Here is a 26,998-nt window from a genome sequence, read left to right as displayed (position 1 = left end):
TCGCGTCCGCCTAATCTGGCGCACGCATGAAGAAAAAAGCCCCGCCAGCGCCCACACCTCCTCCGTCCTCGTGGAAAGCGGGAGTCATCATGGCGGTGTGCGGTCTGGGATTCCTCACTATACTGGGCTGGGTGCTGCGACCGCAGAAAAAGTTCACACCGCTGCCAGTTTCGATGCCTATTTCTCTCGCCAAGGCCGAGCCGTTCGTCATGCCGGATGAAAAGGCGGCCTTTGCACAGTACGCAGGCTCGGAGAGCTGCAAGGAATGTCACGCGGATCAATTCACCAAGTGGCTCGGTTCGCACCACGGCCTCGCCGAGCGCAAACCGGACGCCAAACTCGACGATCCCGCGTTTGTGCCGACTCGCAGCTTTAAGCACGGCTCGCAGACCACCGAGACACGCAAGACAGGCAGCGACTACGAGCTCATCGCCCTTGGTTTTGGCGACAAGATCACGCCTTATCGAGTCGAACGTGTGATCGGCCACGATCCGCTGCGTCAGTTCCTTGTCGATGGTGGCAACGGACGTCTGCAGGCCATGGAAGCCTGCCTTGATCCCAACAAGAACGAGTGGTTCAATGTCTACGGCAACGAGGACCGCAAACCGGGTGAATGGGGCCACTGGACCGGCCGCGGCATGGTGTGGAACCAGATGTGCGCCACCTGCCACAACACCCGCCTGCGCAAAAACTACGACGCCAGCACCGACAGCTACAAGACCACCATGGCTGAGATGTCCGTGAGCTGCGAGTCCTGCCATGGCCCGATGAAGCCGCACAACGAGTGGCAGCGCACCAACCGTGGAATCAAAGGCGATCCCACAATCGTGAAATGGTCACGCGACCAGCACATCGAGAACTGCGCGGGCTGCCATGCACGACGCGGCGAGATCACTGGCGACTTCGTGCCCGGCGAGTCCTTCTGGGACCACTACCACCTCACCATCACTGACCAGAGCGACACATTTTACCCTGACGGCCAGATTCGGGACGAAAACTACGAGTTCAGCAGCTTCTTCAGCAGCCGCATGCACCACGCCGGCGTGCGCTGCATGGACTGCCACGACATGCACAGCATGAAAACGATCCTGCCCGGCAACCAGCTCTGCATGCGCTGCCACACGCCCGGCGGCTTTCCCAACGCTCCGGTCATCATGCCCGAGGCGCACAGCTTTCATCAAACGGCCAGCACCGGCAACCAATGCATCAACTGTCACATGCCGCAGACCGTGTACATGCAGCGCCACCCGCGCCACGATCACGGTTTCACCATTCCCGACCCGCTGCTCACGAAGCAGTTCAACGTGCCGAACGCCTGCAACAAGTGCCACACGGACAAAACCACCGACTGGGCGCTGGAAGCCACGCAGAAGTGGTGGGGACCGAAAATGGATCGCAAAACCCGCACACGCGCCACACTCATCGCCAAAGCACGCCAGGGCGATGCCGAGGCGCGCGAGGGTCTCGTGGCATTGCTCGGCAGCGATGAAATCCCCCACTGGAAAGCCAGCGCCACGCTGCTGCTCGACCGCTGGATCAACGAACCCGCCGTGCAAACGGCCGTCAGCGCCCAGTTGCAGCACGCGCATCCCATCGTGCGTCAAAGCGCCATCCGCACGCTGGAGCCGCTGCTGCAAAACGGCTCCATTCGCAGCACCATCGAGCCTTTGCTCGATGATCCGGTGCGTGGCGTGCGAGTGTCCGCCGCCTGGGCCTTGCGCGAGTCATTGAACCTCGATTCCGCCGCCGGCAAAGACCTCCAACACATGCTGAACTGGAACGCCGACCAGCCCAGCGGCCAGATGCAGCTCGCGCAGTTCGATTTTGCCCGTCGCAACACGATCTCGGCCATCCAGCACATGGAAACCGCCATCCGCTGGGATCCCAATTCCCCGCCCTTCCATCACGATCTGGCGATGATTTACAGTACCACGGGCCAGACCAAGCTCGCCATCGCCAAACTTCGCGATGCCATCAAGCTCGCGCCCAACCATGCCGAGTATCACTACGAACTCGGCCTCGCCTTGAGTGAAACCGGCGAGATGCCTTCAGTCATCGCATCACTGCAAGAAGCCGTGCGCCTCAATCCAACCTTTGCCCGAGCCTGGTACAATCTCGGCCTCGCCAAAAACGGCCAGGGAGACATCCCCGGCGCCATTGAGGCGCTCCAACGCGGCGAACTCGCCGATCCCCGCGACTCCGGCATCCCCTACGCCCGCGCCACGATCCTCGCACAACAAGGCCGCAAACAAGAGGCCATCAACGCGCTCAACGCGGCCCTGCGCATCGCTCCTGGTCATGGCGAGGCGCTGCAATTGAAGGCGATGCTGTCGCGACCTTGACGAAGGGACGAATTGAAGAATTGTTTCCCATGCCCCGCAAAATCCGGCAGCTCATCACAGACCTTGAACAAGCGGGCTTCGCTCTTGTTCAGGGCGGCAAGGGTTCCCATCGAAAATTCCAGCACCCAAGGCTCAAAGGCTCAGTTCTGCTGAGCGGCAAGGACGGACAAGACGCCCAGCACTACCAGGAAAAACAAATACGCAACGCGATCAACGACGCATCCCGATGAAACTGGAAGACAAGTACCTCAAATTTGTGCAGTGGAGCGATGAAGACGCCGCCTACATCGGCTGGTGCCCTGATTTGTTCCCCTGGGGAGGCGTGTGCCACGGCGACTCCGAATCCCAGACTTACGAGCAGCTTTGCGGCCTGGTGCGCGAGGAAGTCGAAAGCCTGCATACCGCTGGCAAGACACTTCCCCAGGCAATCACACGGCCTATGAAAGAAGTGTTGGCCGCGTAGCAGCAGCGGCTGCTCACCCGCCCTTCTTCCACTCCTCGCCTTCTTCGTCGTCATCATCGCCGAAGCCGTCGTCGTACTCCTCGTTTTCTTCAGCACCACTGATGCCAGCGATGGCGTTGATGTCCTCGTCGCTCAATTCCTCGATTTCGTCATCATCGTCGCCTTCCTCCTTGGCGGCGGTTTCTGAAGCCTGCTGAGCCTCAAGCCCCTTTTTCTCGATCTGAGCCAGCGTGTCGCTCACGTCCTCGACCGCATCCCAGACGGACTGCGCCACAAAAATCGGCGCGCTTTGCTGAACGGCCATCGCGATGCTGTCACTGGGCCGGGCATCCAGCTCGATCATTTTGCGGGTGGTGTGCAGCTCGTTCTCGGCAGAGATGATCAGCCGCGCATGGAAGACGCTGCCGTTGATGTTGTTGATGATGACGCGCTCCACCTTCGCGCCGAAGGCCATGAGCAGATGGCCCACGAGGTCGTGCGTCAGCGGACGCTCCTTGGACACCCCGCGCATGAACATCGAGATCGCCGTGCCGACCGATTCATCAATGTAGATCACGAAGACTTTCGACTCATTGCCCAGGAACACAGCAAAGCTGCCTTCCAGCGGCAGAACCGCGCGCACCTGCACCTCGACGACATCTTTGTTCATGATAAGCACAGACTAAATCCGCTCCCGGGCCGCTGGCAAGACTCGCGCTGTGATTTTATGCGCCAACCGGCGTTCCGCCCAGCCCCAGCGCCAGATAGCGTCGCGAGATCTCCACATACTTCAGCGCCAGTCTCGCGTTTGCAGCCTGCTCCTCGGGCGAAAGCGCCCGCACCACCCTTGCGGGTGATCCAACCACGAGCGTTCCCTCGGGAACCACCATGTTTTTTGTCACCAGCGCCCCGGCGGCGATGATGCTGCGCGCGCCAATCTGCGCACCATCGAGGATTATCGCGCCCATGCCTACGAGCACCTCGTCGCCCACAGTGCAGGCATGCACCACGGCACGATGGCCCACGACCACGCGCTCGCCCAGGATGCAGGCGTGATCGTCGCTCACATGCAGCACGCTGCCGTCCTGCACATTGCTTTGCGCACCTACGACAATACGATTGATGTCGCCCCGCAGCACCACGCCATACCAGACGCTCGATCCGGCATGCAACTCCACCGCGCCAAGCACCACGGCTCCGGGCGCGATGAAAACATCGTCCGCGACGAACGGCTTCGACTCCGGGAGCAAGAACTTTTTCAGTGTTTCCATGTCTGTGGTTGGGATTTTTATGTTTGAGAATCAAAACAGGCAGCGCCATAAAAACAAGCCACACCGCAGTTTCATTTTTGGCGCGGGCCGCAATCAAACCAACGACGAATCAACTCAATCTCATGAACAAAGCTCAACTCATCGAAGCCGTGCAGAAAAACCTCGGCGGTGAAACCTCCAAGCGCGCCGCCTCCGACGCGCTCGACGCCGTGCTCGACGCCATCGCCAAAGGCGTGAAGAAGGGACCCGTCCAGCTCATCGGCTTCGGCACCTTCAAGCCCGTCACCCGCAAGGCCCGCACCGGACGCAACCCAAAGACCGGAGCCGCCATGAAGATCAAGGCCTCGAAGACCGTGCGCTTCGTCACCTCCGCCGCCCTCAAGAAGTCGCTGTAATACAGCGACTGCTCCTTTCACCCGCGCTTCGTCCCACGGAGCGCGGGTTTTTTATGCCTCAATCCTTCAACTCCTGCTCCATCCGCTCGCTCAACCACTGCTTGATCATGCTTTGGTAATTCAGGTAGCGGCGGCGGGCCACGCGCTTGATACGGCTGAGCATGCGCGGGTCAAAGCGCAGCGTGATCGTGGTGGACTCACGCACATCGGCGCGATGAATCGACGCCTGCATCAGCCGTGGTTCGAGCTGATGCGCCGACCAAAATTTTCCTTCCACCTCCTCGGAATCAAAGGCAGGCACGTCCTTCCAGGCGCGGATCGGTTTCAAGTCGGGTGATGCGGTGTCCATGGTCGTGATGGGTGAATTCAAATGTCCTCCGCCTTCTTGCGCTCGAAGAAATCATGCTCTCCTGGGGTCATCAGCCGCGCGAAGACCACACGGTAGCGCTTCCCGTCCGTCCAGAACACACTAAACACCGGCTTCCCCTGGAGCGACTTGCCTAGGTTGTAGTAGCGGGCCTCGGCGTCGTCGTGCTGGCCGTCGGGCAGCAGCTTGATCGAGAACGGGTCCTCAAACGACTCCTCGATGTCCTTCGGCGGAAGTTGTGAGAGGTCAAAAGCAGCGCCGATCCAGTCGAAGTCCATGAGGTGGGTTGGGAGGAGGTTTATTTCCGGTATTCGATCAGTTCTATCTCATAACCCTCAGGGGCGTCAATGAATGCAAAAACGCCGCTCGAACTCGGCGTCGGTCCATCAGAGAGCGGATAGCCAAGGGAAGCGGCATGTTTCGCAAACTCCTCGATGCTCTCCACCTCAAAGGCCAGATGCGTCAGGTCGCTGCAAAACGTCACCGGCCCGCTGGCGGGGTAGCTGCAAATCTCAATGAGTTCGTCGCTGTTGGGCGTCTGGAGGAATACCAGTTCAGAACCACGCGGCGACTTGTGGCGGCGGATTTCCTTCAGGCCAAGCACCTGAGTGTAAAAATGGATCGTCTTTTCGAGATCATTCACCCGGTAGCGGGTGTGGAGGAGTTTTTTGACCATGACACGGATTTAATGCCACAGTCTGCCAGACGTGGCAAACGATCCTCCATGAGGCGGAAAGCTTGATTCATCGAGTCGCGTCTCCTAAAACTTCACTCATGATTTCCATCGACCTCACCGGCAAAGTTGCCCTCATCACCGGCGCGTCCCAGGGCATCGGCTCCCAAGTCGCCCGAACGTTTCACCGTGCCGGTGCCACCGTCGTGCTCAACCACCTCGGCACGCCCGGCACCACAGTGGATGCTCAAACACTCGCCGATGAGCTGAATCTTCTGCGCACCGACAGCGCCAGCATCATCGCCGCCGATGTAGCGCAGCCCGAGCAAGTCCAAACCATGGTGGGAGAGATCCAGGCACGCCATGGCGGCCTCGATTACCTCGTCAACAACGCCGCCATCATCAAGGACCGCACCATCGCCAAGATGGGACTCGAAGAATGGGACGCCGTCATCGACGTGAACCTCTCCGGCGTCTTCTACTGCTGCAAATACGCCCTCGAAATCATGCGCGATCACGGCGCCATTGTCAGCTTTGGCAGCATCGCCGCCATTCAGGGTTTCTTCGGGCAGGCCAACTACGCCGCCGCCAAATCCGGCGTGCAGGCCATGATGCGCGTCCTCAGCCGCGAAGCCGCCCGCAAGCAAATCCGCGCCAACGCCATCGCCCCCGGCGTCATCGACACCGCCATGGCCGCCACCATTCCCGAGAACGTCCGCGCCGAGATGCTCAAGAACGTCCCGCTCAACCGCTTCGGCACCACTGAGGAAGTCGCCAATGTCGTGCTGTTTCTGTGCTCGCCACTGGCGAGTTATGTGACGGGGCAAACCATCGAAATCAACGGCGGCTGGAGAGGCTAAAATATGTTCAATATGTTCAAGCCATTCACCCGCCCCCGATCCGAAGTCATTTGGCTTCTGGAAACCGTCCTCCATGGAAAGATGGATTGCAGAGCATGGGACACCTTCATCTCGATTCCGATCAAGGGTGATCCCGAGATGGAGGCTATTCGGCAGGCCTGTGAGGATTTGGCTCAAGAGGAGATTATTGAAAACGACGGAACCCTTCATCACAAACCGAATGCCCGAATAAAACTCGAAGGAGTTCTCTCCGCCCTCACATGCAGCGTATAGATGGAAATCCTTTCCATGGCGCGGCTATTCTTTCGCTCGGCCGCGTGTTTTCCAAGCACTCACTCGTTTTAGCATGAGAGCTGCGGCGCACATTCTTTCTGCAGACGAAGCCGTCGCCGCCATTCCGAGCGGTGCCACGGTGGCTGTGAGTGGTTTCGTCGGCGCAGGGCATCCTGAAATGCTCACCGCGGCTTTGGAACGTCGTTTCCTCCAAACCAGCACACCGACTGATCTCACGCTCTACTACTGCGCCGGTCAGGGAGATCGTGAAGGGCGTGGTTTGAATCACCTCGCGCATCGCGGCATGCTCAAACGCATCGTCGGCGGGCATTGGAACCTCGCGCCGAAGCTCGGTGCGCTCGCCTTGGCGAATGAAGTCGAGGCTTACAACCTGCCGCAGGGCGTGTTGAGCGTTCTAACCCGCGAAATCGCCGCCAAGCGCCCCGGTTTGATCACCAAGGTCGGCTTGAACACCTTCATCGACCCGATTCACGGCGGCGGCATGCTTAACGCACGCACCACCGAACCGCTCGTCGAGCGCATTGAGCTCGATGGCGAAACGTGGCTGCGCTACAAGCCGATGCCGATCCATGTGGCGCTCATTCGCGCGACGTATGCCGACGCACGCGGCAATCTGAGCATGGAATGCGAAGGTTTGATCAGCGAGGTGCTACCCATGGCACAAGCCGCAAAGAATCATGGCGGCATCGTTATCGCGCAGGTCGAGAGCGTCGTGGATCAACTGCCTGATCCGAAGGCCGTGCGTGTGCCCGGCCTTCTCGTCGATTACATCGTCACTTCCGCCGGCGTGCAGCACGACCAAACCTTTGGAGAAGTCTTCAACGAGGACTTCGTCGTCACTGGCGATGGCAACTTCGAGCTGCCCGGCATGCCCGAGTCCGAGCGCAAACGCATCGGCACACGAGCGGTGCGCGAAATCCGTGAAGGCGACATCGTGAACCTCGGCATCGGTTTGCCCGAAGCGGTGGCGATGGTCGCCGCGGAAACCGGACGCTTGCAGGAGTTTACGCTCACGGTCGAAAGCGGCCCCACTGGCGGCGTGCCGGCATCAGGACTCAGCTTCGGTTGCAGCCACTTCCCCGAAGCCGTCATCGACCAACCCTCACAGTTCGACTTCTACGACGGCGGCGGACTCGACATCGCCGTGCTCGGAGCGGTCGAAATCGATGCCGAGGGCAGCGTGAACGTCGCTAGTTTTGCTGATCGCTTCGCTGGCGTCGGGGGTTTCATGAACATCGCGCAAAGCGCCCGCCGTCTAGTCTTCTGCTGCACTTTCCAGGCGAAAGGAAACGCCAAGTTCGTGCGCCAACTCCAGCACGTCTGCTTCCACGGACCGTCAGCCCTCGCCCGCAACCAGCAGGTGCTCTACGTCACCGAACGCGCCGTGTTTGAGCTCACGCCGCACGGCCTGCGACTCATCGAAATCGCCGCCGGGCTCGATTTGCAGCGCGACGTGCTCGATCTCATGCAATTCGCCCCGCAACTCGCCGAAACCATCCTCACCATCCCATGAAGCCTGTTTACCTCATCGAAGCCAAACGCACGCCCATCGGCCGATTCGGCGGCGGATTAAAAGCGCTCACCGCCGCTGAACTCGGCCATGTGCTCGGCGAAGCGATGCTACCGCAAGAATTGCGCGTTCACATCCAGCAGGTCATCCTGGGTCAGGTGTTGCAAGCCGGCGCGGGTATGAATGTCGCGCGTCAAATCGGCCTCAAGCTCGGTCTGCCTCAAGAAGTGCCCGCCTTCACCGTGAACATGGCCTGCGGCTCGTCATTGAAGGCTGTCGCGCTCGCCGCCGATGCCATCCGCAGTGGCGAAAACGATCTCGTCCTCGCCGGTGGCGTCGAAATGATGAGCCGGGCCCCGCATTACGCGATGGACCTGCGCTGGGGCAAAAAGCTCGGCGATTCGTCGATGCAAGACGCGATGTTCGTCGATGGCCTCACCGATCCCCTGCTCAAAATCGGCATGGGTGAAACTGCCGAACGCATCGCCGACAAACACGGCATCACTCGTGCCGAACAGGACGCCTTCGCTGCCCTTAGCCAAAGCCGCGTTGCCGCCAGTCGTGCCGCCTTGAGCCGTGAAATCATCCCAGCGGGCGATTTGACCGAAGACGAGCATCCCCGGGCCGACGCCACGCTCGAATCCCTCGCCAAACTCAAGCCCGCCTTCCGCAAAGACGGCACTGTCACCGCCGGAAACGCCTCCGGCATCAATGATGGCGCTGCTTTGGCCCTGCTCGCCAGCGAGGAGGCCGTTTCGCGTCATGGATTAAAACCGAAAGCCCGCATCATCGCCAGCGCCGCCGTCGGCTGCGATCCCGCCTTGATGGGCCTCGGCCCTGTGGGCGCGATTCGCAAAGTCTGTGACCAGACCGGCTGGAGCCTCGATCAGGTCGATTCCATCGAAATTAATGAGGCCTTTGCCGTGCAAACGCTCGGCTGCGTCAGGGAACTCGGCCTCGACACGGCCAAGGTGAACCCACGCGGCGGAGCCGTCGCCCTCGGCCATCCGATTGGAGCCAGCGGTGCCCGCGTTTTGGTCACGCTATTGCATCACCTCGAAGATAACGGCCTGCGTCGCGGCATCGCCAGCCTCTGCATCGGCGGCGGCATGGGCATCGCGATGGCGGTGGAGCGGATTGCCTAGGCAGCCGGGCAAAAACTTCCCTTTGCCATCCGGGAGGAGTGAGGCTAAGCCTTGCGCCGTTCATGGGAAACCCAACCAACAGCTTTCAGATCATCCGAATTATCAGCGGACTCCTCTGCGCGTGACGCGGCCGGGGCAGTCCGTTTGATGTTTTGATCTGGCAAGCGTGCCCACTGGACAACCAGCACGCCCCACGCGTCCGCTCTCCCCCCTTCTGGCTTGTCCTGTTTCCATCTGATTATTTTTACCATGACCCCAGTGACCATCTATGACACCACCCTGCGTGACGGCACGCAAGGCACCGGCATCTCCTTCAGCACGCTCGACAAGATCCGCGTGGCTGAAAAGCTCGACGACTTCGGCGTCCACTACATCGAGGGCGGCTGGCCCGGCTCCAACCCCAAGGACGCGGCTTTCTTTGAAGAAGCCGCCAAACGCACCTGGAAAACCGCGAAGATCACCGCCTTCGGCATGACCCGCCGTGGCAAGATGAAGGTGGAGGACGATCCGCAGGTCAAAATGCTGCTCGATGCGAAGACGCCCGCCGTCACCGTCGTGGGCAAGACCTGGGCGCTGCACGTCACCGAGGTCTTCCAGGTCACCTTGGAGGAAAACCTGGCGATGATCGCCGACACCGTGGCCTATTTGAAACAACATGGCCGCGAGGTGCTCTACGATGCCGAGCATTTCTTCGACAGCTTCAAGGAAGACCCTGAGTACTCGCTCAAAACGGTCAAAGCCGCACAGGATGCCGGTGCGGATCTGATCGTGCTATGTGAGACGAACGGCGGCGCGTTGCCCGAGTTCGTTGAAGAGACAACTCGCAAGGTCATCGCCCATCTCGGTCGTCCAGTCGGCATCCACACCCACAATGACGGCGGCGTTGGCGTGGCCAATGCTCTGGCTGCCGTGCGCGCCGGAGCCAATCAGGTGCAGGGAACGATCAACGGCTACGGCGAACGCGTGGGGAACTGCAACCTCACGACCATCATGCCCGCGCTCCAGATCAAGATGGGCATCCAGCTCGGTCTCGATCTCACACGCTTGCGCGAGCTGGCGCAGTTCGTGAACGAGCTCGCCAACGTGCCGCACGACATCCGTGCGCCCTATGTCGGCCTCGCCGCGTTCACGCACAAAGGCGGCCTGCATGTGCATGCGGTGCAGAAACTCGCCCGCACCTACGAGCACGTCGATCCCGCGCTCGTCGGCAATCAGCGCATCATCAGCATCTCGGACATGTCCGGCCAGTCGAACGTGCTGGTAAAGGCCGAAGGCATGGGCTTCAAGTTTGCCAAGGGAGCGCCGGAAGTGCAGGCCATCCTTTCCGAGGTGAAGCGCCTCGAAAGCGAGGGCTGCGAGTTTGAGGCCGCCGAGGCTTCGTTTGAAATGCTCATCCGCAAGCAGATCGGCCAGCACAAGCCGGTCTTCAATCTCATCGAATACCACTCCACGCACCGTTTCCACGGCGGCGAGCACGGCTTTGAGACCTGCGAGGCCACGGTGAAGATCGAAATCAACGGCGAGCGTGTTTACACCGCCGACGAAGGCGACGGACCGGTGAACGCGCTCGACAACGCGCTGCGCAAAGCCCTCCTGCCCTTCTTCCCGGCCTTGAAAAACATGCGCCTGGCCGATTACAAGGTGCGCATCATCGACGGTGGCAGCGGCACGGCGGCAAAAACCCGCGTGCTCATCACCAGCACCGATGGCAATGCCACCTGGAGCACCGTCGGTGTGAGTTGCAACATCATCGACGCAAGCTGGAGAGCCCTCGTGGATGGCATCGAGTATTTCCTGTCCCGCAAGGCGGCTTAAACTGACTTCAAACCTGCTGCTTCCAGAACTGAAATCAAATCTGGCGGCAGCGGCGCTTTCACACTCAGCATCTGGCCAGAGGCCGGATGTTTGAGGCGCAGCTCGTGCGCTTGCAGAAACAAACGGCGCGCACCAATGCTCTGGCGCAGTTTGCGGTTCAGATCGAAGGAGCCATACACGTCATCACCGACGAGCGGCAGCCGTCGTGAGGCAGCCTGGACGCGAATTTGATGCGTTTTGCCTGTGATCAGCTCGATCTCGATGAGCGAGAGGCGCTGTGCCGCCGAATACTCAATCAAACGAAAACGCGCCTCCGCGTTCGGTCGCGGACCATGCCGCACGGTGGTGCGCACCTGATGGCGTTCGTGCGCCGTGATGAGGTGATCCAGCCAGGCGCCTTCGGGTTTCAAACCACCACCGGCACAAAGCGCGAGATAAGTTTTTCGCACCGTCTCCGCTTCAAACGCCTCCCGGCATGCGGCGGCGGTTTTTTCGTCCTTCGCGGCCAGCAGCACGCCGGACGTGTCCTGATCGAGGCGATGGATGAGCCAGACTTTTCCGGCAGGGCTGCTGAAACAACGGCTGTTCGCGTCGTAACGTCCCTCAAAAGCCGCGGGCTGCGGTTTGGCGGTCTTCGGGTTCGGATGTGAGAGCACTCCGTGCGGTTTGTTCACCACGAGAAGGAAACGATCCTCGTGCAAGATCTCGCAGCGTGTCATGACGGGATTGGAATTCATCTCGGCTGATATTTTTCCACGAGATAGTCTTCAAGGGCAGCGCTCCAATGGCGAATCTCGATGCCGAGGAGGTTTTGCAGCCGCTGATTGCTCATCACCGTGCTCAAAGGCCGTCGGGCCTTGAACTGCGTGAGTTCGGCAAGCTTAATGGGAGACACTCTCGTTGTTTTGACTGGCAGACCAAGCCGTTCGGCGATCTCAAGCGTCACCTCGCTCCAGGAATGCCATGAGGCCGCGCCTGAGTTGCACATATGCAGCACCCCGTTTGCCTTGGGGTGATGGTGGATGATGCGCTCAATCCAGTCGGAGATGTCCGCTGTGCTCGTGGGGATGGACATTTTGTCTGCCACGGCGGTGAGATCGTCGGTTTGCTGCGCACGGGCGATGATGTGATCGGGATGGCTCGGCTTGTCCGGGCCGAACAGCCAGGAAACACGGGCCACCAGAGCGCTCGGACATGTCTTCAAGATCACCAACTCCCCCTCTCTCTTTGCACGACCATAAACATTGATCGGCGATGTGGCATCATCCTCCAGCAAAACGGCAGAGGACTCACCGCTAAACACATGATCGGTGCTGAAGTGAATCAGCCGTGCGCCACGTTCATGACAGCACTGCGCGAGCACTTGCGGGCCGGTCACGTTGGCGAGATGTGCTTTCTCTGGCTGTGATTCACACACGTCCGGGCTGGTCATCCCCGCAGGATTGAGAAGCACGTCAAACTCGCAGCGAGCCAGGTTGTCAGCGATGGCTTCAGGCTGCTCGAAGTCGAGGTCGGCACGCGTCCAGGCTGTGACTTCGTGCTTGGGTACCAGTTTGCGGACCAGAGCACGCCCCAGCCCGCCGTTGGAGCCGAGGATGAGGATGCGTGGGACTGGCATGCCGCATGCTGCCTGCGGCTCCCGCGCTTGCAAAGGCAAAAGCCATGTCCATGATGCAGGCACGGAATTTGGGATGAGTGATCAGCAGTCCAGGATTGTGATTGTCGGTGCCGGCCTCGCGGGGCTGGCGTGCGCTCGTGTCCTGGCCGCGGGAGGCAGAGAGTTCACGATATTGGAAGCCTCCAACGCCGTCGGCGGACGCGTGCGCACCGATGTGGTCGATGGCTTTCTGCTGGACCGCGGCTTCCAGGTCTTTTTGCCGGCCTATCCCGAGGCAAGGCGCGTGCTGGACTACGACGAACTCGACCTGCGCCCGATTTACCGGGGCGCGGATGTGTTTGTGAAGAACCGCTTTCATCGCATGGCCGATCCGCTGGCTCATCCGCTGACGGCGATGAAGAATTTCCGCGATGAGATCGTGACCCTGCGAGACAAATGGACCACGCTGCTGTTTCGCAAGGAGGTCTTCGGCCTGCGCGAGCCGCCGCGTGATCTGGGCGACACCGAAAGTGAAGACTACCTGCGCGATTTTGGCTTCTCGGAGAGCATGATCGACCGCTTTTTCCGCCCCTTCTTCGGCGGCATCTTTTTGGAGAAAGACCTCCGCACCAGCGCAGCGATGCTGCATTTTTTGTTCGCCATGTTTGACCGTGGCGGCAGCGCCCTGCCCGCGCACGGCATGCAGTCGATCCCCAACCAGCTCGCCGTGGCCCTGCCTCCGGGCAGCCTGCGGCTGAACGCGCCTGTGTCAGCCGTCCGCGCCGGTGAGGTCACGCTGGACAGCGGCGAGGTGCTGCACGCGGACCACGTCATCATCGCCGTGAGCGAGGAGGTGGCGCATCGGCTGCTGCCGCAAACAGGCGCGCCTGCCCCGCTGCCAAGCCGTTCGACGACGAGTCTTTACTTCGCCACCGATGACCTGCCACCGGGTGATCCCATCCTGCACCTCGACGGTGATGGACGCGGCCCGGTTAACAGCGTCACGTTTCTCTCGCGAATTTCCCCGCACTACGCGCCGCCGGGGCAGCATCTCATCTCGGCTGCCATCATCGGATCACCCTCCAGCACGGAGCTGGAGCAAGTCGTGCGGGAGCAGATGAGGCGCTGGTTTGGCGACAAAGTCGTCTCAAAGTGGCGGCATCTGCGCACCTACCAGATCCGCCATGCGCAGCCGGAAGCGCGACAATTGAAGCTCGGGGGGGGACCACTCACTGCCGTGATCGAGCGGGGATTGTACCGCTGCGGAGACTGGTGCGAGGATGTCTCCATCAACGGAGCATTGATCAGCGGCCGTCGAGCGGGAGAGGCGGTAATGAGAGCGTTGGGAGAGCCGATCCCGGACTGACAAGCGCCGGACTGCCTTCCGTGGGCAAATCGAACGGATTGATGGTGGGCGCGACGTTATTCAGGCTGATCTCGACCTTGGTAGGACCGTATTTTGCCTGGTTTTTCTCCGCGTAGTCACGCAGCCCCTTGGCCACCCCCTCGGCATCGGCACGGTTCTTCAATTCACGGATGATGATGGTGGTGAGACCGGGCCCGGCCTTCACTTCGATTTTGCGAGCAGGCACGCCCATGTCGGAATGGATGAGCTTTTCCCACGCGCTGGCACGCTGGAGGTCGGGGACGAGCACGAGGCCCGCCTTGTGCAGGCGCTCCTCCTCCTTCGAATCACGCGCCGAACCTGATTTGTCGGGTCCGCCCTGACAAGCGGCGATGAGAACGATGAGAAAAAGAAAAAAACGCGGGATCACAGTTTGAGGAAGGCTTTTTGCCGATACAGCCAGAAACACACAAGCCAAAGGACAAACAAAACGCCGCTACGCTCAATCACCGGCTCCCAGCCGGGGACAAAAGCAGAAGCGGGCAGATGCTTGTGCAAATGGTCGCGAATCCATCCACCGCACAAGCTGTGCAGCAGGTAGATCGCGATGCTGTTCATGCCGACGACGGCCAGCGGCCACACTAACCGCCGCATGCCCACGATCTCCACGAGCCAGTAAAAGATCGAGAGCAGGATGAGCACCCAGCCGCCGCTGAGAATAGCCCAGGACGGCGACCAGATGCGTTTCACCGCCGGGAGCACGGTGATGTCCAGAATCGTGCCGACCAGCAGCAGCACCACGCCCGCGATGATCAGTGTGGCGCACTTGCGCTTTTCCGTTTTCAGGCTGCGCATGAGGAAATCGCCTGTGACAGCGCCGCCCAGCATGGTGGCGAGTGCGGGGATGAAGTTCAGCGTCTGATAGCCGCCGTTGGTGAAGGTGTAAGGTTCGGCGCGTGGCAGCAGATTGAGGAACCAGCGGTCAAAGCCCGCCGCCGCGTTGACATGAATGCTCCAGTGGCCGGAGAAGCCCTGCAACACCGCATTCTCCGCGTCCTTCATGCCCGCGATGGCCGCGAGATCCTGCGCTGAAGGCAAGGGATGCTGGATGAAGAACCAGGTGTACCCCGCCAGCACCAGAATGATGCCCGCCACCATGTATTCCCAGCCGAGGCGCGAGAGAATGAAGAGAAAGAAATAACCGAGGCCGATCTGTGCCAGCACGTTGGTGAAGAGAAACACCGTCTGCTTGTCCGTGGCCTTCGTGGCCAGCATCACACCCAGCGCCACCAAAAGGACGGAACGTGTCAGCGCATGCCAGGCCATGCCGAGGAAGCTCTGACCGTGCTCCCGCCGTTTCGCGCATGACAGAGGCACCGCCACTCCCACCATGAAAATGAAGCTCGGCTGGATGATATCCCACAACGAGCAGCCCTGCCATGCCTTGTGCTCGAACTGCGGCTTGATCATCTCCCAAAACGACCCCGGATGTGCCGCCGCCATCTGCGCGATGCCCAGCCCGGAGGAGGCCATGAGCAGCATGATGAAACCTCGAAACGCGTCGAGGGAAAGGAGTCGGTGGGTGGTGGTCGGATTCATGGCGCGTCACACAACGCCACTCGCCTGCCGCTGCTATCTTGCCCCGCTTTGATTGATCAAGCGGCCTTGAGCACCTCGTGCGTGTGAATCGCCGGATTCACAATATCACGCACGAACTGTCCCGGCTCGGCCCCTTCGCCAAACACATAAATGCGGGTGCGCAGGGTGAGTTTTTTGAGTTCAAAACCGGGATTCGGCGTACTGCGGTAGTAGTTGAGGATCATCTCCTTCTCCAGATCGAGCGCCGCGCCTTTCATGCCGTATTCCAGCACAAAAGACGCTTTTTCAAAGGCAGGCTGGCCGCCGGTGCGCGCCTCCTGGCTGATCGGGTCGATCAAAACACGCTGCACAAAAGCGTTCAGCGCCGCCTCGTCCCCCTCGAAGTCGATCTTGTACACCCGTCCCTCGCGGTACTTCAGTGGCAGCGGGTGCGGGGCGTAGAGCAGCTTGTGGCAGTCGCTGTCGGTGTCGAACTTGCCGAGGATTTCAAAAACTTGGGTCACAGAGTGGGCGGGGATGGTTTCCTGCCTCCCTAGCGAGAACCCCCGCCCGCGCAAGCCCGCCTGCCCAAGAACTCGCTCTTGCCACTTTTGTCCCGGCCTGCTAGAACTGCCCCGTTATGCCCCGAATTCAATTCACCACTCCCGCAGGCGCCTCCGGCGTCCTCGAACTCGATGCCGAACGCATGTCCCTGGGCCGTGCTGATGACAACATGCTCGTCATCTCTGACGACTCCGTTTCCAGCCATCACGGCGAGGTGTCTTTCGACGGCAGTTCCTGGACACTCACCGACCTCGGCTCCACCAACGGCACCAAAGTCGGCGGCGCGCGTGTGGAAAACATCGCCCTTGCCTCAGGCAGCTCCTTCCAGCTCGGCAATGTGGACTGTGTTTTCGTCGGTGATGGCGAGGAGGCGGCCTATTCCGCCCCGACCATGACCGTTTCCACTCCTTCCTCTGCTGGTTATGGCGCACAGCCCTATGACCGCAGCCTCCGCCGCGGCTTCGGCCCCAAGGTGAAGGAAAAAAGTTCGGGGGGCGGCCTACTCACTCTGCTCGGCGTCGTCGCCTTGGCGGCCTGTGGAGCGGCTGTTTACTTCGCCATGCAAATGGGAGCCTCCTGATAACCGACTCCGCTCGCGTCTCGCGGCACCCGGCTTCGTTCTGACGAAGCCATCCTGCGGCCCTGACCGGCTGTGACGGTGCCCCTTGCGCGTCTTCAAACAACCCCCCCTGCGGCCTGACGCCGCCCCCAGCAAAGAAAAATCCCATGTCCAATACCATCATTGTCGGCGCCCAGTGGGGCGACGAAGGCAAAGGTAAGATCGTCGATTACCTCACCGAAAACACCGACGTCGTCGTCCGTGCCGCCGGTGGCAACAACGCCGGCCATACCGTCATCAGCAACGGCACCAAGTATATCCTGCACCTCATCCCCTCCGGCATCCTCTGGAAGGGCAAGGTCTGCGTCATCGGCAACGGTGTCGTCATGGACCCCATCGGCCTGCTGGAAGAAATGGCCAAGCTACGCGGCCAGGGCGTCACCATCACACCGGAGAATCTCCTCATCAGCGAAACCGCCCATCTTGTCATGCCCTACCACAAGGGACTCGACAAAGCGCGTGAGCTTCAGCGTGGCGACAAGAAAATCGGCACCACCGGCCGTGGCATCGGCCCCGCTTATGCTGACAAAGTCGAACGCGACGGCCTGCGCACCATTTTGATGACGCAGCCCGAGATTCTCGAAGAAGAACTCCGCGACCGCCTCGCCCGTCACAACGCCACCTTCGAAGCTCTCGGCGTCGAAATCGTCCCGGTCGAAGAAACCGTCAAAATCATCCTCGAAGCCGCGAAAACCCTCGCCCCGCACATCACCAACACCACGGTGTATCTGCACGAGGCCATCAAAGCCGGCAAAAACCTCCTCTTTGAAGGAGCCCAGGGCACTTACCTCGACATCGACCACGGCACCTACCCCTTCGTCACCTCGTCGAATACCACCTCCGGCGGAGCCTGCACCGGTTCCGGCGTTCCCCCGCGCATGATCGACAAAGTCGTCGCCGTCGGCAAGGCCTACACCACCCGCGTCGGCAGCGGTCCCTTCGTCACCGAAAACGAGGACATCGGCGACATGCTGCACAACATGGGCCGCGAATTCGGCGCCACCACCGGTCGTGCCCGCCGCTGCGGCTGGCTGGACTCCGTCCTCGTCCGCTATGCCGTCATGATCAACGGCGCGGATGAACTCGCCATCACCAACCTCGACGGCCTCGACGGCCTGGACACCGTGCAGATTTGCACCGCTTACACCCTGCGGGGCAAGACCATCCACTACCCGCCGAGCACCGCCGCCGACCTCGCCGCCTGCGTGCCGGTCTATGAAACGCACCAGGGCTGGAAACAGGATCTCAGCGGCATCAAAAAGTTCGCCGACCTTCCCCCCCTCGCCAAAGCCTACCTCAAGCGCCTCGAAGAGCTCACCGGTGCCCGCGTCAGCCTCGTCGGCGTCGGCCCGGACCGTGAGCAGACCCTCGTGGCCTGAGCACGACATTCCATTTGACGACTGCCGTCCTCCCCCTACTCTTGCCGCCCTTTTCCCACCCCACCCCCAGACCTGATTTATGACCGAAGTTCAAATCCGCAAAGGCGAACCCGTTGACCGCGCTCTCAAGCGTCTCAAAACCCGTCTCGAAATGGACGGCATCCTTGAAGAAGTCCGCCGCCTGCGCGCCCACGAGACTCCGATCCAGCGCACCCGCCGCAAGGCCCGTGCCGCCGCCAAGCGTGGCAAGATCCGCTTCCGCTTCACCATGCCCAAAGCGCCTTTGGCTCCTGGCGAAGCCCCTCCTGCCGCTTAATTTCGGCCTGGGAAAAGCATCCTTCAAAAAGGGCGGGCTCATCCCCGCCCTTTTTATTTTTCGGAATTTGTGGCCAGCCCGCGCGTCTGTAAGACAGCGCTTGATCTTGAGCGCTTCATCGCATTCACTTCCTGACAGCATGACCTTCACGCGCACCCAACGTCTCACCCTCGGCCTCATCGCGCTTCTCGCGATCGGCTGGGCTCAGACCTTTGGCCTGCATCGCGGCTGGCTGTGTGATCATTGCGAGGGCGAGCACATCACCCAGGTGGATCACTGCCACGGGCCGCATTCCACGGCGGAGCATGATCACGACGATCACAACCTCCCTCATGACCATGATGAGACGGATGGCGACACGCATCCGCTGCCGGCGGTCATCGACTCCCTCCTCGCCAAGCAGCAGAATTCGCTCGCCGTCGATTTCACAGCGCCGGCCCTCGCCGTGGCCGCTGAGATCATCTGGGACATCACTCCCCGCTATTATTTCCTGCCACAGGATGCTTCACGCCGCAGTGGCAAGCCGCCAGACTGGCCGCACCGATTGTCACAGACGATTGCGTTGAGAATTTGAGAGGAACGCTCAGCGCCGGACACGATTTCCGGCCCTGCTGATGCATTCACCCGCATGGCGCATCGCCATGTCCGCCGGTCTCCAATCTCAACCCGTTCATTCGCATGTTTCGCCTTCTTTTATTCCTCAGTCTGCCCACGTTCGGCTTCGCGGCGGAGTTTTCACTCTCCGGCATCGCCACTCGTGTGCGCACTCATCATCCCATGCTCAAAGCCGCACGCCTCACCATCGAAGAAGCACGCGGACGCCAGCTCGGCAGCGGCAGGCTGGCCAATCCGACGCTGGAGACCAGTTTTCAGAATGAAAGCCGTGTCAGTCCGCGGACGACCGTTTTTGCCATTGATCAGTCGTTCCCCATCACGAAACGGCTCCGCCTCGAAAAGCAACTCACCTCCCAGCTCGTCACTGCGGCTGAACTCGAAGTGCGGGATGTCGAGCGCCGCCTCATTGCCGAGGCACGAGGCCACGCGATCAAGATCGTCGCGCTCGAAAAGCAACGCTCCCTTCGCCAGCAGCAGACCGCGCTTGCTCAAAAACTCTCCGAGTTCGCCAAAAGCCGCGCCGAGAAAGGCGAACTCTCGCCATTCGATGCCGCGCAGGCCCAGGTGGATACGCAACGTCTTCTGCTCGAAGCCCTCCGCCTCGAAACGGAGGTCATCAGCCTGCTCGGAGCCTTGAAGCCCATGCTCGGCGTGTCTCCTGCCGAATCCTGCATCATCAGCGGCGATCTTCCCGCGCTCACGATGCCGGGCATCACGCCATGGCAGCAGCGGACAGACTACCAACTCGCTCAAACCAAAACCAGCGCCGCAGACACCGACGCCGCGCTCGCTCATTCAAAACGCGTTCAAGATGTCAGCGCCGGTTTCTTCGCCTCGCGTGAAGGTCAGGACCAACCGGCGGGTAATCGCGAGAACACCGGCTTCGTCGGTTTCCGCATTTCCATCCCGCTGCCCTTCTGGAATCGCAACCAGGGCGAGATCGCCGAGAAGAAGGCCGCCGCTGAGCGCCAACGGCTCGAAGCCGAGGCGCTCGGCACACAAATCGCCAGCGAGACCGACACTGCTCGCCGCGAGATGCAGGCGAATGCCGATCTGGCCCGCGAAACGCGCGACAAGTTGCTGCCGCTCGTCATCGAACAAACGCATAAGCTCGAAAAGGCCTATGAGAGCGGCCAGACCGATCTCCTTACTGTTCTCCGCGCCCGCGATCAACGCCTGCAACTCGAAGCCGCCGCCCTGGACGCCGTGCGGGACTTCCACCTCGCCCGAATTCGCTACGAAGCCGCCACCGGAGCCATCAAGCCATGAAACACATCGCCCTCATTCTCATCTGCGCCTTGCCGTTGCTCGCCGCGGATGCCAATCGCGCGCAAAACACCGTCATTCTCGAAGAAGCCGCCGTGACGAACCTTCAGCTCGATTTTGCCGAGGCTGAGGAGACTACGTTTGAAGAAACCATCTTCTCCCTCGGTCACATTGAGGTGCTGCCCGGCAAGAAAGCCATCGTCAGCAGCCGCATCCTTGGTCGTGCGTTCTCCGTGCTCGTCATTCCGCATCAGGAGGTCGATGCCGATGCCGAGGTCGCCTGGATTGAAAGCCGTCAGCCTGGCGATCCGCCACCCGTGATCAAACTCAACGCGCCGATCGCCGGCATGATCTCGAAGGTGAACATCGCACAAGGCCAGCCCGTCTCGCCCGATGCCGAACTCATCGAAATCATCGATCTCAGCACTGTGGAGGCCACTGCCAGCGTGCCGCAGCACCTCGCTGGAAAATTGAAGCCGGGCGTCAAGGCCCACATCCGCGTCAATGCGCTGCCAGATCACGTCTTCGAGGCCAAGCTCGCCCACATCGCCGCCGTGGCCGATGAAAACACAGGCACTCTCGAAGCCGCCTTCCATGTGCCGAACCCCGACAGACTGCTGCGGCCCGGCATGAAGGCCGAGTTCAGCCTCGTGGTCAGCCAGCGTGAAAATGTGATGTCCATCCCGCGTTCCGCCGTGCAGGGAGATGCCGCCGAGCGGTTTGTTTACATCAAGGACTACGACTTGAAGAACGCGTTCGTCAAAGTGCCCGTCGTGCTCGGTGCGCAGAACGACCGTTTCGTTGAAGTCGTCAAAGGACTGTTCCCGGGAGATGAAGTCGTGACTCGCGGTGCCTACGCGCTCGCTTTTGCCGGCAAAGGCAGTGTCAGCCTCAAGGAGGCCATGGACGCCGCCCACGGCCATGCCCACAACGAAGACGGCACGGAGATGACCAAGGAACAACTCGCCGCCTCCGGTCATGAGAATGATGACCATCACGAACATTCGCCCTGGAACATGCTCACGATCTTCTTTGCCGGAACGAGCGGCTTTTTGCTCGCGCTGCTGATTCTGACTCTCGTGATGATCCGCAAACCCGCTGCCGCGTAGCCTCATGCTGAATCATCTCATTCGCTTCTCGCTGCATCACCGCCCGCTCATTTTGATGACGGCGTTGATCGTGCTGGTGTTTGGTTTGCAAACGCTCACGCGCCTGCCGGTGGAAGTGTTGCCGGATATGACGAAGCCCACGGTGACGATTCTGACCGAGGCACCTGGCCTGGCACCGGAAGAGGTCGAAACACTGATCACACAGCCGATTGAAAGCGCGGTGCAGGGTGTCGGCGGGCTGGACCGGCTGCGTTCGAACTCCGATGTCGGCCTTTCGCTGGTGTTCGCCGAGTTCGGCTGGGGCACGGACATCTACCGGGCACGACAGCTCGTGCAGGAGCGCATGCAGGCCGTTGCGCTGCCTGCGGGCGTTAAATCTGGCCTGACGCCGGTGTCATCGCTCATGGGCGAGATCCTGCTCGTCGGCCTACGCAGTCATGATGGCAAGGTTTTGCCCGTGGATTTGCGCACGCTGGCGGATTGGACGATCAAACGGCGCTTGCAGAGCATCAGCGGTGTGGCGGAGGTGCTCACCATCGGTGGAGGCGTGAAACAGATCCAAGTGCAGCCCAATCCCAATCGTCTCGCGGCCTTCGGCGTCACTTTTGAAGAAGTCGAGGCCGCGACCAGCCGTGCGGCGGGCAATGCGACGAGCGGTTATCTGCAAGCAGGGCCGCGTGAGATCATGGTGCGCAATCTGGGCATGACGACACGCCTGGAAGACATCGCCCACACCGTCATCAAGACGGTCGGGGATCGTCCGGTGCTCATCAGCGACGTGGCCGAGGTGAAGGCAGGCATTCAGCCGATGCGCGGTGATGCCAGCGTGAACGGCACGATGGGCGTGGTGCTCAGCATCGACAAAGCGCCGGGGTTTGACACCCTGAAGCTCACCCAGCAGGTCGAAGACGCATTGCAGGAGCTAAACCCCTCCCTCCCAGTCGGTGTGACCGCAGAGATCCTGTTTCGCCAGGGCGATTTCATTGATCATGCCATCGGCAATCTCAAGGAGGCCATCCGCGACGGCGCGATCATGGTCGCGATCATTCTGTTCCTGTTCCTGCTGAACTTCCGCACCACGGCCATCACGCTCATGGCCATGCCGCTGTCGTTTGCCGTCACGATTCTGATCTTCAAGCTCTTCGGCGTCAGTGTAAACTCCATGACGCTCGGCGGGCTGGCGGTGGCCATCGGCATGGTAGTGGACGATGCGATTGTGGACGTGGAGAACGTGTGGCGGCGTTTGCGTGAAAGCCCGTCCCAGTCAGCAATCGAGGTCATCGCCGCTGCATCCAGTGAAGTTCGAAACTCCATTCTCTACGCCACCGTGCTCGTCATCCTGGTGTTTCTGCCGCTGCTCGGACTGGAAGGGATCGAAGGCCGGCTTTTCACGCCGATTGCCATCGCCACGATCACCAGCATGGCGGCGTCGTTTGTCGTTTCGCTCACGGTGATCCCCGTTTTGTGCTCCTTGCTGCTCAAGCCGGCCCCTGGCGGTCACGGCGACGGGTTCATCGTGCGGGGCATGAAGTTCCTCGTGCGCCAAACTTTTCTGCGCTTCGCGCTCGGCGCGCCGGTGCTCGTCATCGCGCTCGCAGGCATGCTGCTGTTCGCCTCGCTCATGCTCTACCCGATGATGGGCAAAGAATTCCTCCCCACGTTCAATGAAGGCAGCGCCACCATTTCGCTCGCCAGCGCACCAGGAACCTCGCTGGCGCATTCGAATGAGATCGGCGAGGTCGGCGTACGGTTGCTGAAATCCATTCCTGAGGTAAAAAGCATCGGACGACGTGCCGGACGCGCCGAAAAAGACGATCACGTCATGCCGGTGAGCGTGAACGAATTCGACGTCGAGTTTCACGACACGGGCCGACCGCGTGAGGTCGTCTTTGCGGAGATCCGCACGCAATTGAAGACGATCCCCGGCACCTTCCTCAACGTCGGGCAGCCCATCAGCCACCGTCTTTCGCACATGCTCAGCGGTGTATCGGCAAAGATTGCCGTGAAGATCTTCGGCCCTGATCTGGCCGTGCTGAGGGAAAAAGGCGAGAAGGTGCGAGACATCGCCAAAACGATCCCCGGACTGACCGATGTGAACCTGGAGGCGCAGGTGCCGATCCCGCAGATTAAGATTGAAGTAAACCGTGAGCGCGCCGTCGCATACGGGGTGCAGCCTGGAACACTCAATGAACAAGTCTCGACGCTGCTCGGCGGTAAAACCGTGGCGGAACTGCGCGAAGGCCAGCGTACGGTCGATCTGGTGTTGCGCCTGCCGGCAAGCTGGCGTGATTCGCCGGAAAAGATCGGCGAACTGCTCGTCGAGACAGATCGAGGCCAGCGCATTCCCTTGCGGCTCATCGCGGACATCCGCGAAGGCAAGGGGCCGAATGTCATCAACCGTGAAAACACCCAGCGGCGAATCGTCATCGCGGCCAACACGGGCGTGCGTGATCTTGAAAGCCTCGTGAACCAGTGGGAAAGCGCCGTGCGTGAGCAGGTGAAGCTGCCGGAAGGCTATTTCCTGCGTTTTGAGGGCGAATTCCAGGCGCAGCAGGCCGCGGCGAAGCGCATCGCCTTTTACTTCGTCCTCGTGCTGCTCGCGGTGACCGTTTTGCTCTTCGGATACTTCCGCAGCCTGTCGCTAGCCTTGCAGGTCATGCTGAACATCCCACTCGCCCTCATGGGCGGCCTCGCGCTGACCTGGGGGCTCATCGATAACATCAGCATCGCCACCATCGTCGGCTTCATCGCCGTTGGCGGCGTGGCGGCCCGCAATGGCATCATGATGATCAGTCATTACCTGCACCTCATGAAGCACGAAGGCGAGCCCTTCAGCCGTGAGATGATCGTGCGTGGCACTCTGGAGCGGCTGGTGCCCGTTTTGATGACAGCTCTGTGCGCGGGCATCGCGCTGATCCCGCTGCTGCTGGCCGCGCATGAGCCGGGCAAGGAAATCCTGCATCCCGTGGCCGTCGTCATCGTCGGCGGCCTCGTCAGCAGCACGCTGCTCGACCTGATGATCACACCCGCCGTCTTTTATCTCTTTGGCCGCCAGGCCGCGCTCAAATACATCCAACCCACATCATGAAAACCAAACTCATCCTGTTCTCCCTCATCGCATCCCTCAGCTTCGCGCATGAAGGCATCGAGCTTGGCCCCAACAAGGGCCGCATCCTTGAATTCAGCAAAAACGAAACCATGCACGGCGAAGTCACAGCCAAAGGCGACAAGTTTCACATCGCCCTGCTCGACAAGGATATGAAACCCGTCGCCATGGCCGAGCAAACACTCACCGCCATCACCGGCGAACGCGACAAGCCCGTCAAGCTCAACGTGGAAAAGGATGCCGAGGGATTTGTCGTGCCATTGGTCAAAGCCGGCGAGTGGCTCATTCTACAATACAAGGAATCGCCCAAGGCCAAGGCAATCACCGCCCGCTTGGAATACAACACGGCCACCTGCGATGAGTGCAAAAAGGCCGAGTGGCTGTGTGAGTGTAAAAAGGCCAACGAGAAGAAATAACTCCAGCCTTGCTTGTTCCAGCGTCGCATCTTGCGACGCTGGGCTTTAGCTCATCCCGCCATGACCGACATCAACCAGCTCATCCAAAGCGGCAGCGCCCATGTGTGGCTCTACGTTCCCATCGCCATTCTACTCGGCGCGCTGCACGGCATGGAGCCGGGCCACTCGAAGACGATGATGGCCGCTTTCATCATCGCCGTGCGCGGCACCGTCTGGCAGGCGGTGCTGCTCGGCCTGTCGGCAGCCATCTCTCATTCGTTGCTCATCTGGCTGCTCGCCGGACTGGCCTTGCATTACGGCGGCCAGTGGAATGTGGAGCACACGGAGCCTTACTTTCACCTCGCCTCCGCCGCGATGATCCTCGCGCTGGCGGTGTGGATGTTTCTGCGGACACGCCGCGAGGTCGCGGAAGCCCATGCGCATGATCATCGCGAAGTTCACGACCATGGCCACTCGCATGAGCACGCCGCGCCAGAAGCCGCAGCCAAGGCCGATGAGCCTGATCACTGGCAGGCACATTCACACTCACACGCCACCACGCCGCGCTTGCTCACGGGTGAAACCATGACGCAGAGCGGCCTCATCCTGCCCGCAGGCATGGCCGCAGCAGCCGCCACACCTTCACGCAGCGCCAAGCAAGGGCCGCACGGCGGCATGCTGCTCGACACCGGGCACGGCTGGCTGGAGGTCTGCATTTTTGAAGACGGCGTGCCGCCACGCTTCCGCATCTATCCCTGCAAAGCCTCCGGTGACACCGTGTCGCTGCCCAAAGGCACGCAGCTCGGCATCGAAACCGCCCGCCTCGACGGCCGCACGCAAAAATTCATCTTTGAAGCCAGAGACACCTTTTGGGAAGCCACCAACGAGCTACCGGAGCCGCATGAATTCCTCGCCATCATCAGTCTCGGCCACAGCGACCACGCGCATACCTACCGCCTGCGTTTCACGGAGGATCATCACCATCATAAGCCAGTCGCCGTCGAGGAACCGGAAGATGACGGCGTGGAGTATCAGGACGCGCATGAGCGCGCCCATGCGCAGGACATCGCGAAGCGCTTTGCCAACCGCGCCGTCACCACACCGCAGATCGTGCTCTTTGGAATCACCGGCGGTCTCATGCCCTGCCCTGCGGCGTTCACCATCTTGCTTGTGTGCCTCCAGGTGAAAAAAGTCGCGCTCGGCTTCACCCTCGTCGCCGCGTTCAGTTTCGGCCTCGCGCTCACGATGGTCATCGTCGGTGTCATCGCCGCCTGGAGCGTTCAGAAGGCTCACCAGCGGTTCAGCGGCTTCGGTGAATGGATGCGCCGCGCACCTTACATTTCCTGCGTCCTGCTGTTGCTGCTTTCCGCCTTCATGACGTGGCAGGGCTGGCAGGGGCTGGCGCATCCGCACAGCCATTGATGAAGCGAATGCAAAGCCCGCCAGCGAGTGATCGCTGGCGGGCCAGGCAAGCGCCAGCCGGACGAGAGCAAGAAAGGAGAGGCCCTGAGGGAATTTTTGGCGTAATCATTCATCACACGATGCGTCTGCATTGATGAACTCATGACTCTGCTTCACTCCATCACCCTCCTCCTCGCGCTGCTGGCGCAGGCATGGCCTGTGCAGGCGATGCGGCGAGTCGATGAGCCAGCGGACTGCGGCATGAGTTGCTGCGCCGCGCTGGCAGCAGCGGAAATGAGCGCATGCGGCTGCGCGGAGCCTTCAGCGCCTGCCGAACCGGCGAATGCGCCGCCTGCGAGCGGTCGTGAGCGGGTGCCGCAGTTGGTTTGGGTGTCTTTGGAAGATGTGCAGTTTGCCACGCGACCCGCGATGAGCTTGGAGAAGGCTCAAGTGCGCTTGGTCGAAAGTGATTTACTCAGGCAGCCGCAGGTCCGGCTGGCGGTGCTGTTCTGCTCGTGGCTGAATTGATTCAGCGTCTTTGACAGACGCATTGTGCCCACGTATCGCGATCTCGCTGGGAGATCAGAGCGCTAG

At 60.8% G+C, this 26,998-nt stretch carries 29 protein-coding genes; 19 read left to right on the top strand and 10 right to left on the bottom strand.

Going from position 1 to position 26,998, the window contains the following annotated elements; genetic code table 11:
* Positions 1–26: 26 nt before the first annotated feature.
* From ACILSI_RS10410 to ACILSI_RS10400, 3 genes are read left to right on the top strand one after another with little or no spacing between them, the layout of a single operon-like run.
* The gene (locus ACILSI_RS10410) at positions 27–2,342 is read left to right on the top strand and encodes a tetratricopeptide repeat protein (RefSeq protein ID WP_395721813.1); all 2,316 of its coding nucleotides are present in this window, start codon (positions 27–29) and stop codon (positions 2,340–2,342) included.
* A gap of 29 nt (positions 2,343–2,371) precedes the next feature.
* Entirely contained in the window at positions 2,372–2,572 is a 201-nt protein-coding gene (locus ACILSI_RS10405) for a type II toxin-antitoxin system HicA family toxin (protein ID WP_395721812.1), read from the top strand.
* Positions 2,569–2,805: a pilus assembly protein HicB gene (locus ACILSI_RS10400; RefSeq protein WP_395721811.1), complete on the top strand. Its 237-nt coding sequence runs from the start codon at positions 2,569–2,571 to the stop codon at positions 2,803–2,805. The genes ACILSI_RS10405 and ACILSI_RS10400 overlap by 4 nt, the downstream gene beginning before the upstream one ends.
* 13 nt (positions 2,806–2,818) lie before the next feature.
* Here ACILSI_RS10400 and ACILSI_RS10395 read toward each other — a convergent pair whose 3' ends face one another.
* Both ACILSI_RS10395 and ACILSI_RS10390 read right to left on the bottom strand, forming a co-directional pair.
* Positions 2,819–3,454 (bottom strand): bifunctional nuclease family protein, encoded by a 636-nt coding sequence (locus ACILSI_RS10395; RefSeq protein WP_395721810.1) that lies wholly within the window; start codon positions 3,452–3,454, stop codon positions 2,819–2,821.
* A gap of 55 nt (positions 3,455–3,509) precedes the next feature.
* Entirely contained in the window at positions 3,510–4,055 is a 546-nt protein-coding gene (locus tag ACILSI_RS10390; protein ID WP_395721809.1) for a gamma carbonic anhydrase family protein, read from the bottom strand.
* A 122-nt stretch (positions 4,056–4,177) separates the two neighbouring features.
* Here ACILSI_RS10390 and ACILSI_RS10385 point away from each other — a divergent pair, with 122 nt between their 5' ends.
* The gene (locus ACILSI_RS10385) at positions 4,178–4,450 is read left to right on the top strand and encodes an HU family DNA-binding protein (protein ID WP_395721808.1); all 273 of its coding nucleotides are present in this window, start codon (positions 4,178–4,180) and stop codon (positions 4,448–4,450) included.
* A 58-nt stretch (positions 4,451–4,508) separates the two neighbouring features.
* On the opposite strand, the gene ACILSI_RS10380 is transcribed toward ACILSI_RS10385, so the two are convergent.
* From ACILSI_RS10380 to ACILSI_RS10370, 3 genes are read right to left on the bottom strand one after another with little or no spacing between them, the layout of a single operon-like run.
* Entirely contained in the window at positions 4,509–4,799 is a 291-nt protein-coding gene (locus ACILSI_RS10380; protein WP_395721807.1) for a CopG family antitoxin, read from the bottom strand.
* 17 nt (positions 4,800–4,816) lie between these two features.
* The gene (locus ACILSI_RS10375) at positions 4,817–5,095 is read right to left on the bottom strand and encodes a BrnT family toxin (RefSeq protein ID WP_395721806.1); all 279 of its coding nucleotides are present in this window, start codon (positions 5,093–5,095) and stop codon (positions 4,817–4,819) included.
* A 20-nt stretch (positions 5,096–5,115) separates the two neighbouring features.
* Positions 5,116–5,493: a VOC family protein gene (locus tag ACILSI_RS10370; RefSeq protein ID WP_395721805.1), complete on the bottom strand. Its 378-nt coding sequence runs from the start codon at positions 5,491–5,493 to the stop codon at positions 5,116–5,118.
* A 98-nt stretch (positions 5,494–5,591) separates the two neighbouring features.
* On the opposite strand from ACILSI_RS10370, the gene ACILSI_RS10365 reads away from it, so the two are divergent.
* The 4 genes from ACILSI_RS10365 to cimA all read left to right on the top strand — a co-directional run bounded on the left by ACILSI_RS10365 (position 5,592) and on the right by cimA (position 11,114).
* Positions 5,592–6,350, top strand: a complete 759-nt coding sequence (locus ACILSI_RS10365) for an SDR family oxidoreductase (RefSeq protein ID WP_395721804.1) — start codon at positions 5,592–5,594, stop codon at positions 6,348–6,350.
* Between the two features lie 346 nt (positions 6,351–6,696).
* On the top strand, positions 6,697–8,157 hold the full coding sequence (locus ACILSI_RS10360; protein WP_395721803.1) for an acyl CoA:acetate/3-ketoacid CoA transferase: 1,461 nt from the start codon (positions 6,697–6,699) through the stop codon (positions 8,155–8,157).
* Complete coding sequence (locus ACILSI_RS10355; RefSeq protein WP_395721802.1) at positions 8,154–9,299, top strand: thiolase family protein; 1,146 nt, start codon at positions 8,154–8,156, stop codon at positions 9,297–9,299. The genes ACILSI_RS10360 and ACILSI_RS10355 overlap by 4 nt, the downstream gene beginning before the upstream one ends.
* Positions 9,300–9,548: 249 nt before the next feature.
* Entirely contained in the window at positions 9,549–11,114 is a 1,566-nt protein-coding gene (gene cimA, locus ACILSI_RS10350) for a citramalate synthase (protein ID WP_395721801.1), read from the top strand.
* Here the strand turns inward: cimA and ACILSI_RS10345 are convergent.
* Positions 11,111–11,851, bottom strand: coding sequence for an RluA family pseudouridine synthase (locus ACILSI_RS10345; protein ID WP_395721800.1), 741 nt, complete (start codon positions 11,849–11,851; stop codon positions 11,111–11,113). The two genes, cimA and ACILSI_RS10345, sit on opposite strands and share 4 nt — an antisense overlap.
* Positions 11,848–12,732 (bottom strand): dTDP-4-dehydrorhamnose reductase, encoded by an 885-nt coding sequence (rfbD, locus tag ACILSI_RS10340; RefSeq protein WP_395721799.1) that lies wholly within the window; start codon positions 12,730–12,732, stop codon positions 11,848–11,850. Before rfbD ends, ACILSI_RS10345 begins: the two co-directional genes overlap by 4 nt.
* Between rfbD and ACILSI_RS10335 the strand changes: the two genes are divergently transcribed.
* Positions 12,710–14,077: an NAD(P)/FAD-dependent oxidoreductase gene (locus tag ACILSI_RS10335; RefSeq protein WP_395721798.1), complete on the top strand. Its 1,368-nt coding sequence runs from the start codon at positions 12,710–12,712 to the stop codon at positions 14,075–14,077. The two genes, rfbD and ACILSI_RS10335, sit on opposite strands and share 23 nt — an antisense overlap.
* On the opposite strand, the gene ACILSI_RS10330 is transcribed toward ACILSI_RS10335, so the two are convergent.
* From ACILSI_RS10330 to ACILSI_RS10320, 3 genes are read right to left on the bottom strand one after another with little or no spacing between them, the layout of a single operon-like run.
* Complete coding sequence (locus tag ACILSI_RS10330) at positions 14,016–14,486, bottom strand: hypothetical protein (RefSeq protein WP_395721797.1); 471 nt, start codon at positions 14,484–14,486, stop codon at positions 14,016–14,018. The two genes, ACILSI_RS10335 and ACILSI_RS10330, sit on opposite strands and share 62 nt — an antisense overlap.
* Entirely contained in the window at positions 14,483–15,655 is a 1,173-nt protein-coding gene (locus ACILSI_RS10325) for an acyltransferase family protein (RefSeq protein WP_395721796.1), read from the bottom strand. Before ACILSI_RS10325 ends, ACILSI_RS10330 begins: the two co-directional genes overlap by 4 nt.
* Positions 15,656–15,711: 56 nt before the next feature.
* The gene (locus ACILSI_RS10320) at positions 15,712–16,158 is read right to left on the bottom strand and encodes a hypothetical protein (protein ID WP_395721795.1); all 447 of its coding nucleotides are present in this window, start codon (positions 16,156–16,158) and stop codon (positions 15,712–15,714) included.
* A gap of 116 nt (positions 16,159–16,274) precedes the next feature.
* Here ACILSI_RS10320 and ACILSI_RS10315 point away from each other — a divergent pair, with 116 nt between their 5' ends.
* The 10 genes from ACILSI_RS10315 to ACILSI_RS10270 all read left to right on the top strand — a co-directional run bounded on the left by ACILSI_RS10315 (position 16,275) and on the right by ACILSI_RS10270 (position 26,932).
* Entirely contained in the window at positions 16,275–16,778 is a 504-nt protein-coding gene (locus ACILSI_RS10315; protein ID WP_395721794.1) for an FHA domain-containing protein, read from the top strand.
* Positions 16,779–16,924: 146 nt separating this feature from the next.
* The gene (locus ACILSI_RS10310) at positions 16,925–18,196 is read left to right on the top strand and encodes an adenylosuccinate synthase (protein ID WP_395721793.1); all 1,272 of its coding nucleotides are present in this window, start codon (positions 16,925–16,927) and stop codon (positions 18,194–18,196) included.
* 79 nt (positions 18,197–18,275) lie between these two features.
* Complete coding sequence (gene rpsU / locus ACILSI_RS10305; RefSeq protein ID WP_395721792.1) at positions 18,276–18,512, top strand: 30S ribosomal protein S21; 237 nt, start codon at positions 18,276–18,278, stop codon at positions 18,510–18,512.
* 139 nt (positions 18,513–18,651) lie between these two features.
* Complete coding sequence (locus ACILSI_RS10300; protein WP_395721791.1) at positions 18,652–19,086, top strand: hypothetical protein; 435 nt, start codon at positions 18,652–18,654, stop codon at positions 19,084–19,086.
* A 104-nt stretch (positions 19,087–19,190) separates the two neighbouring features.
* Entirely contained in the window at positions 19,191–20,396 is a 1,206-nt protein-coding gene (locus tag ACILSI_RS10295) for a TolC family protein (RefSeq protein ID WP_395721790.1), read from the top strand.
* Entirely contained in the window at positions 20,393–21,502 is a 1,110-nt protein-coding gene (locus ACILSI_RS10290; RefSeq protein WP_395721789.1) for an efflux RND transporter periplasmic adaptor subunit, read from the top strand. Before ACILSI_RS10295 ends, ACILSI_RS10290 begins: the two co-directional genes overlap by 4 nt.
* Before the next feature lie 4 nt (positions 21,503–21,506).
* Positions 21,507–24,590, top strand: coding sequence for an efflux RND transporter permease subunit (locus tag ACILSI_RS10285; protein WP_395721788.1), 3,084 nt, complete (start codon positions 21,507–21,509; stop codon positions 24,588–24,590).
* Complete coding sequence (locus ACILSI_RS10280; RefSeq protein WP_395721787.1) at positions 24,587–25,024, top strand: hypothetical protein; 438 nt, start codon at positions 24,587–24,589, stop codon at positions 25,022–25,024. The genes ACILSI_RS10285 and ACILSI_RS10280 overlap by 4 nt, the downstream gene beginning before the upstream one ends.
* Positions 25,025–25,084: 60 nt before the next feature.
* The gene (locus ACILSI_RS10275) at positions 25,085–26,425 is read left to right on the top strand and encodes a nickel/cobalt efflux transporter (protein WP_395721786.1); all 1,341 of its coding nucleotides are present in this window, start codon (positions 25,085–25,087) and stop codon (positions 26,423–26,425) included.
* Between the two features lie 141 nt (positions 26,426–26,566).
* Positions 26,567–26,932, top strand: coding sequence for a hypothetical protein (locus tag ACILSI_RS10270; protein WP_395721785.1), 366 nt, complete (start codon positions 26,567–26,569; stop codon positions 26,930–26,932).
* Positions 26,933–26,998 lie beyond the last annotated feature (66 nt).

This window comes from Prosthecobacter sp. (genome assembly GCF_044232965.1).
Taxonomy (GTDB): domain Bacteria; phylum Verrucomicrobiota; class Verrucomicrobiia; order Verrucomicrobiales; family Verrucomicrobiaceae; genus Prosthecobacter.
Note: the sequence above shows the minus strand (reverse complement) of the source record. Positions and strands in the feature narration are given on the sequence as shown.

What these genes read in the sequence shown, in the direction of transcription:
- ACILSI_RS10345 (WP_395721800.1), bottom strand. Translation starts at nt 11,851, where the DNA reads ATGAATTCCAATCCCGTCATGACACGCTGCGAGATCTTGCACGAGGAT.
- ACILSI_RS10295 (WP_395721790.1), top strand. Translation starts at nt 19,191, where the DNA reads ATGTTTCGCCTTCTTTTATTCCTCAGTCTGCCCACGTTCGGCTTCGCG.
- ACILSI_RS10360 (WP_395721803.1), top strand. Translation starts at nt 6,697, where the DNA reads ATGAGAGCTGCGGCGCACATTCTTTCTGCAGACGAAGCCGTCGCCGCC.
- ACILSI_RS10365 (WP_395721804.1), top strand. Translation starts at nt 5,592, where the DNA reads ATGATTTCCATCGACCTCACCGGCAAAGTTGCCCTCATCACCGGCGCG.
- cimA (WP_395721801.1), top strand. Translation starts at nt 9,549, where the DNA reads ATGACCCCAGTGACCATCTATGACACCACCCTGCGTGACGGCACGCAA.
- ACILSI_RS10285 (WP_395721788.1), top strand. Translation starts at nt 21,507, where the DNA reads ATGCTGAATCATCTCATTCGCTTCTCGCTGCATCACCGCCCGCTCATT.
- ACILSI_RS10280 (WP_395721787.1), top strand. Translation starts at nt 24,587, where the DNA reads ATGAAAACCAAACTCATCCTGTTCTCCCTCATCGCATCCCTCAGCTTC.
- ACILSI_RS10335 (WP_395721798.1), top strand. Translation starts at nt 12,710, where the DNA reads ATGAGGATGCGTGGGACTGGCATGCCGCATGCTGCCTGCGGCTCCCGC.
- ACILSI_RS10380 (WP_395721807.1), bottom strand. Translation starts at nt 4,799, where the DNA reads ATGGACACCGCATCACCCGACTTGAAACCGATCCGCGCCTGGAAGGAC.
- ACILSI_RS10405 (WP_395721812.1), top strand. Translation starts at nt 2,372, where the DNA reads ATGCCCCGCAAAATCCGGCAGCTCATCACAGACCTTGAACAAGCGGGC.
- ACILSI_RS10290 (WP_395721789.1), top strand. Translation starts at nt 20,393, where the DNA reads ATGAAACACATCGCCCTCATTCTCATCTGCGCCTTGCCGTTGCTCGCC.
- ACILSI_RS10300 (WP_395721791.1), top strand. Translation starts at nt 18,652, where the DNA reads ATGACCTTCACGCGCACCCAACGTCTCACCCTCGGCCTCATCGCGCTT.
- ACILSI_RS10410 (WP_395721813.1), top strand. Translation starts at nt 27, where the DNA reads ATGAAGAAAAAAGCCCCGCCAGCGCCCACACCTCCTCCGTCCTCGTGG.
- ACILSI_RS10395 (WP_395721810.1), bottom strand. Translation starts at nt 3,454, where the DNA reads ATGAACAAAGATGTCGTCGAGGTGCAGGTGCGCGCGGTTCTGCCGCTG.
- ACILSI_RS10315 (WP_395721794.1), top strand. Translation starts at nt 16,275, where the DNA reads ATGCCCCGAATTCAATTCACCACTCCCGCAGGCGCCTCCGGCGTCCTC.
- ACILSI_RS10370 (WP_395721805.1), bottom strand. Translation starts at nt 5,493, where the DNA reads ATGGTCAAAAAACTCCTCCACACCCGCTACCGGGTGAATGATCTCGAA.
- ACILSI_RS10270 (WP_395721785.1), top strand. Translation starts at nt 26,567, where the DNA reads ATGACTCTGCTTCACTCCATCACCCTCCTCCTCGCGCTGCTGGCGCAG.
- ACILSI_RS10390 (WP_395721809.1), bottom strand. Translation starts at nt 4,055, where the DNA reads ATGGAAACACTGAAAAAGTTCTTGCTCCCGGAGTCGAAGCCGTTCGTC.
- ACILSI_RS10325 (WP_395721796.1), bottom strand. Translation starts at nt 15,655, where the DNA reads ATGAATCCGACCACCACCCACCGACTCCTTTCCCTCGACGCGTTTCGA.
- ACILSI_RS10355 (WP_395721802.1), top strand. Translation starts at nt 8,154, where the DNA reads ATGAAGCCTGTTTACCTCATCGAAGCCAAACGCACGCCCATCGGCCGA.
- ACILSI_RS10385 (WP_395721808.1), top strand. Translation starts at nt 4,178, where the DNA reads ATGAACAAAGCTCAACTCATCGAAGCCGTGCAGAAAAACCTCGGCGGT.
- rpsU (WP_395721792.1), top strand. Translation starts at nt 18,276, where the DNA reads ATGACCGAAGTTCAAATCCGCAAAGGCGAACCCGTTGACCGCGCTCTC.
- rfbD (WP_395721799.1), bottom strand. Translation starts at nt 12,732, where the DNA reads ATGCCAGTCCCACGCATCCTCATCCTCGGCTCCAACGGCGGGCTGGGG.
- ACILSI_RS10400 (WP_395721811.1), top strand. Translation starts at nt 2,569, where the DNA reads ATGAAACTGGAAGACAAGTACCTCAAATTTGTGCAGTGGAGCGATGAA.
- ACILSI_RS10375 (WP_395721806.1), bottom strand. Translation starts at nt 5,095, where the DNA reads ATGGACTTCGACTGGATCGGCGCTGCTTTTGACCTCTCACAACTTCCG.
- ACILSI_RS10275 (WP_395721786.1), top strand. Translation starts at nt 25,085, where the DNA reads ATGACCGACATCAACCAGCTCATCCAAAGCGGCAGCGCCCATGTGTGG.
- ACILSI_RS10310 (WP_395721793.1), top strand. Translation starts at nt 16,925, where the DNA reads ATGTCCAATACCATCATTGTCGGCGCCCAGTGGGGCGACGAAGGCAAA.